This is a genomic window from Cupriavidus phytohabitans (genome assembly GCF_017815025.1).
GTDB lineage: Bacteria > Pseudomonadota > Gammaproteobacteria > Burkholderiales > Burkholderiaceae > Cupriavidus.
In genome coordinates this window covers 41,401-47,400 of the sequence record NZ_JAGIQB010000053.1, presented here as the reverse complement: position 1 = coordinate 47,400, position 6,000 = coordinate 41,401, and the positions used below count along the sequence as shown (strand labels likewise).

Sequence of the window (6,000 nt, the reverse complement as noted above, 5' to 3'; positions counted from 1 at the left end):
ACGTGTGCCCGAAGGGTCTGAACCCGACCAAGGCCATCGGCAAGATCAAGGAGCTGATGGTCCGCCGCGCGGTGTGAGGCGTCACGGCGCCGGTTAGTGCGCCCCCCACCGCATCTGCCTAGGGCATTCTTTCGCCAATTCTTTTCACACCGCGGAAAGACTTCCGGGCGGTAGAAAGTCAACGTGTACGAAGGGGGCGGCAAGCCCCGCTCGCTGGCGATGCACGCCTGTCAGCGCGCCGGATTTGTACGCCGCATCGCCCCCATCCTGCTCGAAAAGCGCCTCAAGCCGATTCTTCCCATTTAATAGACTCGTCGCGCATGCAGTCAGGCGCGCTTCTCACTATGCATTGCCGGTATCGAACCCGTGGGAGGATCGAGCGCGGACTACGCGAAGGTCATTGCCGACGAGGCGGCTCGCTATGCGCAGACCATCAAGGTTGCGCATGTCGTTGCCGAGTAAGTCGCGAAGCCCGTCCGCCGTGGAACCTGAGCCTGATGACCAGGCCCTGGTTTCACGCTTGCCGGGCGCTCTCGATAACACACCGGCCCCGGCAATCAAAAGTTCGCCAAACCGGTTGACGCGCTCCTGCGTGACACGAACATTCGGTCCGAAAATACAGATCGTCCGTCACGGCGCCGGCCGGCCGTGCCATGAAGCGTCCCGATGCGCCGCCGCCCGGACGCAGTCCGCCAGCGCCTCCGCCATCGGCGTCAGCGTGCGGTCCTTGTGCCGCAGCAGGCCGACCGGCTCCTCGGTGCCGAAGGTATCGATCGGCAATGCCACCAGGCCACCTTCGTCCAGCGCGCGGCGGGCGGCGGACGTCGGCGCGGCCCAGACGCAGTCGCTCTGCTCCGCAAGCAGGCGCCCCAGATAGGCGTCCGAGGTCTCCACGCAGCCGTCCGGCAGGCGCAGTCCGTGGCGCGCCAGCAGGCTTTCGGTGTTGTGACGGGGAATCGAGCCCACGGCGGGAATCACCAGCGGCCACGCCAGGCAGTCAAGCATCGTCGCGCGCGAGGCCTGCGCCAGCGCATGGCCGGGACGCACGGCCAGCACCAGGGAGTCCGGCCCCAGCGACTCGAACCACAGGCTTTCCATGGCGACCGGGTCGTCCATGCGGCCGATCACCAGGTCCAGCACGTCTGCCTTGAGCTGGTCGATCAGGTTGCGGTTCATGCCGGTGCGAATGTCCAGGCCGACTTCCGGAAAGCTGGCGCGAAACCGCAGCACGGCATCGGTGAGCACGGCGGGCACCACACTTGGCAGCGCCCCCAGGCGGATGCGCTCGTGCGTCTGCGCCGCCTCGCCCGTGACGCTGCCGGCGGCGGCATCGATGTCGGCCAGGATGCGCAGCGCATGCTGCAGGAAGCGGGTCCCCGCGGTGGTCAGCTCGGTGCCTGCACGCCGCCGCACCAGCAGCCGGGTGCCGGCCAGTTCCTCCAGTTCGCTCAGTGTCTTGGAAACGGCCGGCTGGGTCAGCCCGAGACGGTCAGCGGCGCGTGCGAGATGCTGCGTTTGCGACACCGCCACAAAGCAGGACAGGTGCCGCAGCCGCACACGGTTGCGGAAGATGTCCTGGGTGCCCTGTCCTTGTCGTTCCATATCTAAAATTCATCTAATTTTCCGAATATCTCAATTTACTTGAATTTGAGTGTGTCTTAAAGTCATTCCACCCCCCGACACCATGGAGACAAGCAGCATGCCCAGCCTTGCCCAGTACCGCCGTCCCTACTGGGACACCCAGCCCGAATACCGCTTCGATCCCTATGGCTCGACCGTGTTGCGCTCGCCGTCGCAGCCGCTGGTACGGATCCCGCAGACGTTGTCCGAAGTGACGGGGCCGACCTTCGGCGCCGAGTTTATGCGTGAGGGCGACAACGACCTGACCGTCGGCAACGGCGGCGATCCGATCGGCGAACGGATCCTTGTCACCGGCCGCGTGCTGGACGAGAACGGCCGCCCGGTCCCGCATGCGCTGATCGAGGTCTGGCAGGCCAATGCCGCCGGCCGCTACGTGCACAAGCGCGACCAGCACGATGCCCCGCTGGACCCGCATTTCTCCGGCGAAGGCCGCACGGTGACCGACGCCGACGGCCGCTACCAGTTCAAGACCATCAAGCCCGGCGCCTACCCCTGGCGCAACCACCACAACGCCTGGCGGCCGCAGCATATCCACTTCTCGCTGTTCGGGAACGCGTATGCGACGCGCCTGGTGACCCAGATGTATTTCCCGGGCGACCCGCTGCTGCCGTTCGACCCGATCTTCCAGTGCGTGCCCGACGAGAAGGCGCGCCAGCGACTGATCGCCACGCTTGACTGGGAGACCACGCAGCCCGAGTACGCGCTGGGCTACCGTTTCGATATCGTGCTGCGTGGCCGCGATGCCACGCCGATGGAGTAAGACCATGCTGTATGCCACCGCTTCCCAGACTGTCGGCCCCTACCTGCACATCGGCCTGACCGGCCTGAACTGCGCCGACCTCACCGCCGACGCCCCTGAACTGGCCGGCCAGCGCATCGTCATCGAAGGCCGCGTGACCGACGGCACCGGCGCCCCGGTGCCCGACGGCATGGTCGAGATCTGGCAGGCCAACCCGGCCGGCCGCTACCGCCATCCGGAGGACACGCGCGAACTGCCGCTGGTGCCGGGCTTCACCGGCTTCGGCCGCGTGCCCACCGCCGAAGACGGCTCCTTCCGCTTTGTCACCGTCAAACCGGGCGTGGTGCCGGGCGCGGACGGCAAGCCGCAGGCCCCGCACATCATGGTGTCGGTGTTCATGCGCGGCCTGGTCAAGCATGTGGCCACGCGCCTGTACTTCCCGGACGAAGCCGAGGCCAATGCCGCCGACAGCGTGCTGGCGCAAGTGCCGGCCGGGCGGCGCGGCACGCTCGTCGCTTCGGCCCAGGGCAATGGCACGCTGCGTTGGGACGTGGTGCTGCAGGGTCCGGCCGAAACGGTATTCTTCGACATCTGACGCATCTCGCAACATCGTGCCGCCGCTGATATCGTGGCGGCACGCATTTCCCACGCCCCCAAATGCCAAGCTCGACCCGCCTCACCGATCCCATGTTCGGCAGCACGGCCGCGCTGGAGATCTTCTCCGATACCGGCGCGGTGCAGCGCATGCTCGCGGTCGAAGCCGCGCTGGCCCGTGCCGAGGCCCGCTGCGGCGTCATTCCCGCGGCGGCTGCATCGGTCATCTCCGAAGTCTGCGCGGATCCTGCCGTCATCGGCCTGGACGCCCTGGCGCAGGCCGCCGTTGCTGCCGGCAACCTCGCCATTCCCTTCGTGAAGCAGCTGACCGCCGCCGTGGCGGCGCGCGATGCCGAAGCCGCGCGCTTTGTCCACTGGGGCGCCACCAGCCAGGACATCCTCGACACCGCGCTGGTGCTACAGCTGGACGATGCCTTACCCCTGCTGCAAGCAGACCTGCTCGCACTGGGCCATGCCTGCGCCGCACTGGCCACAGCGCATCGCGATACGCCGATGGTCGGCCGCACCTGGCTGCAGCATGCCTTGCCCACCACCTTCGGCCTGAAGGCCGCGGGCTGGCTGGACGCGCTGCGCCGCGACCTGGGCCGGCTGGACGCGGCACGGGGCCGCGCCCGCGCGCTGCAGTTCGGCGGCGCGGCCGGCACGCTGGCCAGCCTCGGCGGGGCTGCCCCCGACGTGGCCCGCGCGCTGGCGTGCGAGCTGGGGCTGGGCCTGCCCGCCCTGCCCTGGCACGCGCATCGCGACCGGCTGGTCGAGGTGGCCGCCACGCTCGGCATGCTCACCGGCGCGCTGGGCAAGATGGCGCGCGATATCTCGCTGATGATGCAGACCGAAGTCGCGGAAGTGGCCGAGCCGTCCGGCCCAGGGCGCGGCGGCTCCAGCACCATGCCGCACAAGCGCAACCCGGTGGGATGCGCCGCCGTGCTGACCGCCGCGGTGCGGGTACCGCCGCTGGTCGCGACCATGCTGTCGGGCATGGTGCAGGAGCACGAACGCGCGCTGGGTGGCTGGCAGGCGGAATGGGACACGCTGCCGCAGATCGTCACGCTCGCCGCGGGAGCGCTGCGCCAGATGGGCGAGGTGGCCGCCGGCCTGCAGGTGGACACCGCGCGCATGCGCGCCAACCTCGGTCTCACGCACGGGCTGATCCTTGGCGAGGCCGCCATGCTGGAACTCGGCGGCCGCATCGGACGACTGGAAGCGCACCACGTGGTCGAGCAGGCGTCGCGCCGCGCGGTGACGCACGGCATCACCCTGCGCGGGGCGCTGGCACAGACGCTCGATGAGAATCCCGCCCATGCGGGGCTGCTCGACGATGCCGCGCTCGACCGCCTGGCCGACCCCGCCAACTATTCCGGCCAGTCCGCGGCGTTCACCGATGCCGCCGTGCAGGCCTGGCAGGCGGCGCTGGCACAGCGCGGCGCCCGCTGATTGCACACCACCACAGACAGGATTCCAGGAAACAGCCTTGCCCTATCTCGATCACGCCGGAGCCCGGCTCTTCTATACCGTGGATGGCCCGGACAATGCGCCGGCCATCGTCTTTTCCAATTCGCTGGGCACCGACCACACCATGTGGCAGCCGCAGGCCGATGCCCTGGCCGGGCGCTTTCGCGTGGTGCGCTATGACACGCGCGGCCACGGACGCTCGACCGCGCCCGGCGATGCCTACACCATGGAGCAGCTAGGCAGCGACGTGCTGGCCATCCTTGATGCGCTGGGCATCGAACAGGCCGCCTTCTGCGGCGTGTCGATGGGCGGACTGACCGGCATGTGGCTGGGCGTGCATGCGCCACAACGCTTCCCGAAGATAGTGCTGGCCAATACCGCGGCGAAGATAGGCAATGCCGACGGCTGGAACACCCGCATCGACAGCGTGCTGCGCGATGGCATGGGCGTGATGGTGGCGCCCTCCATCCAGCGCTGGTTCACCCCTGCCTTTGCCGCCACCGCGGAGCGCGCGCTGGATCCGCTGCGCGCGGTGCTGGCGGCACTCGACCCGCGCGGCTATGCCGCCAGCTGCGCCGCGGTGCGCGATGCGGATTTCCGCGAGGCCGTGCGCACCATTACCGTGCCGGTGCTGGTCATCGCGGGCAGCGACGACCCGTCCACGACGGCGCAGGAAGGCCGCGACCTGGCCGCCGCGATGCCGGATGCGCGTTTCGTCGAGCTGCCGGCCGCGCATATCTCCAGCTTCGAGCAACCCGGCCGCTTTACCGCGGCGCTGCTCGACTTCATCCTGGGCCGCCTGCCCGTCACCGATGACGCGGCGCGCTACGAGGCCGGTCTGTCGGTGCGCCGTGCGGTGCTGGGCAGCGCTCACGTCGACCGGTCGCTGGCGCGCCTGACACCGCTCAACGAGGAATTCCAGAACCTGATCACACGCTATGCCTGGGGAGAAATCTGGACCCGTGAAGGGCTGCCGCGGCACACGCGCAGCCTGCTGACCATTGCCATGATGGTGGCGCTGAACCGCTCGGACGAACTGAAGCTGCATCTGCGCGCCGCCGCCAACAATGGCGTGACCCGCGACGAGATCAAGGAAGTGCTGCTGCAGACCGCCATCTACTGCGGCGTGCCGGCGGCCAACTCGGCCTTCCATATGGCCGAGGAGGTATTCGCGGCAATGGATGAGGCGAACCGTGGGACGCAAGCCTGAGCGGGCACTGCCGGATATGCCGGACAGCGCTGGCCAGCGGATCCCTGTCCTGCTCCGCGCTGGCCACCGGTGCAGCATCGTGCGCGTGCCAGGCAACGCTGATCCGCGGCAGGCGTCTATGGCGCGCGAGTCGAAGGCCGCGTATCTCGTACCGACGTTGGCGCCGGATACACCTCGTCACCAGCCGCGATAGGCTCGCGCGGCGGTGGCGGTGTCCCCCTGGTATCCCGCGGAACGCCTTCGCATCCCGCCAGGCCGGCTGAGAGACAGGCGATGACCGCGCACTGGGCCAGGGCATGGCCCATGCCGAGGCGTGAGAACAAGAGGTGGAGTTGCATTGGCGCCC

5 protein-coding genes and 1 pseudogene are annotated in these 6,000 nt (G+C 68.7%); 5 read left to right on the top strand and 1 reads right to left on the bottom strand.

Annotated features, from left to right (window positions below):
- A pseudogene (gene sdhB, locus J8I34_RS28020) lies at positions 1-77 on the top strand (succinate dehydrogenase iron-sulfur subunit); the annotation flags it as partial.
- A 553-nt stretch (positions 78-630) separates the two neighbouring features.
- Here the strand turns inward: sdhB and J8I34_RS28010 are convergent.
- Positions 631-1,602, bottom strand: a complete 972-nt coding sequence (locus J8I34_RS28010; RefSeq protein ID WP_209807533.1) for a LysR substrate-binding domain-containing protein — start codon at positions 1,600-1,602, stop codon at positions 631-633.
- A 97-nt stretch (positions 1,603-1,699) separates the two neighbouring features.
- Between J8I34_RS28010 and pcaH the strand changes: the two genes are divergently transcribed.
- The 4 genes from pcaH (at position 1,700) to pcaDC (ending at position 5,654) form a co-directional block, all read left to right on the top strand.
- Positions 1,700-2,401, top strand: coding sequence for a protocatechuate 3,4-dioxygenase subunit beta (pcaH, locus tag J8I34_RS28005; RefSeq protein ID WP_029049058.1), 702 nt, complete (start codon positions 1,700-1,702; stop codon positions 2,399-2,401).
- A 4-nt stretch (positions 2,402-2,405) separates the two neighbouring features.
- Positions 2,406-2,975 carry a protocatechuate 3,4-dioxygenase subunit alpha gene (gene pcaG, locus J8I34_RS28000; RefSeq protein ID WP_209776921.1) on the top strand — a complete coding sequence of 190 codons (570 nt, stop codon included), beginning with the start codon at positions 2,406-2,408 and terminating at the stop codon, positions 2,973-2,975.
- A gap of 62 nt (positions 2,976-3,037) precedes the next feature.
- Positions 3,038-4,426, top strand: coding sequence for a 3-carboxy-cis,cis-muconate cycloisomerase (locus J8I34_RS27995; RefSeq protein ID WP_209807532.1), 1,389 nt, complete (start codon positions 3,038-3,040; stop codon positions 4,424-4,426).
- A 37-nt stretch (positions 4,427-4,463) separates the two neighbouring features.
- Entirely contained in the window at positions 4,464-5,654 is a 1,191-nt protein-coding gene (pcaDC, locus tag J8I34_RS27990; RefSeq protein ID WP_209807531.1) for a bifunctional 3-oxoadipate enol-lactonase/4-carboxymuconolactone decarboxylase PcaDC, read from the top strand.
- Positions 5,655-6,000: the final 346 nt, after the last annotated feature.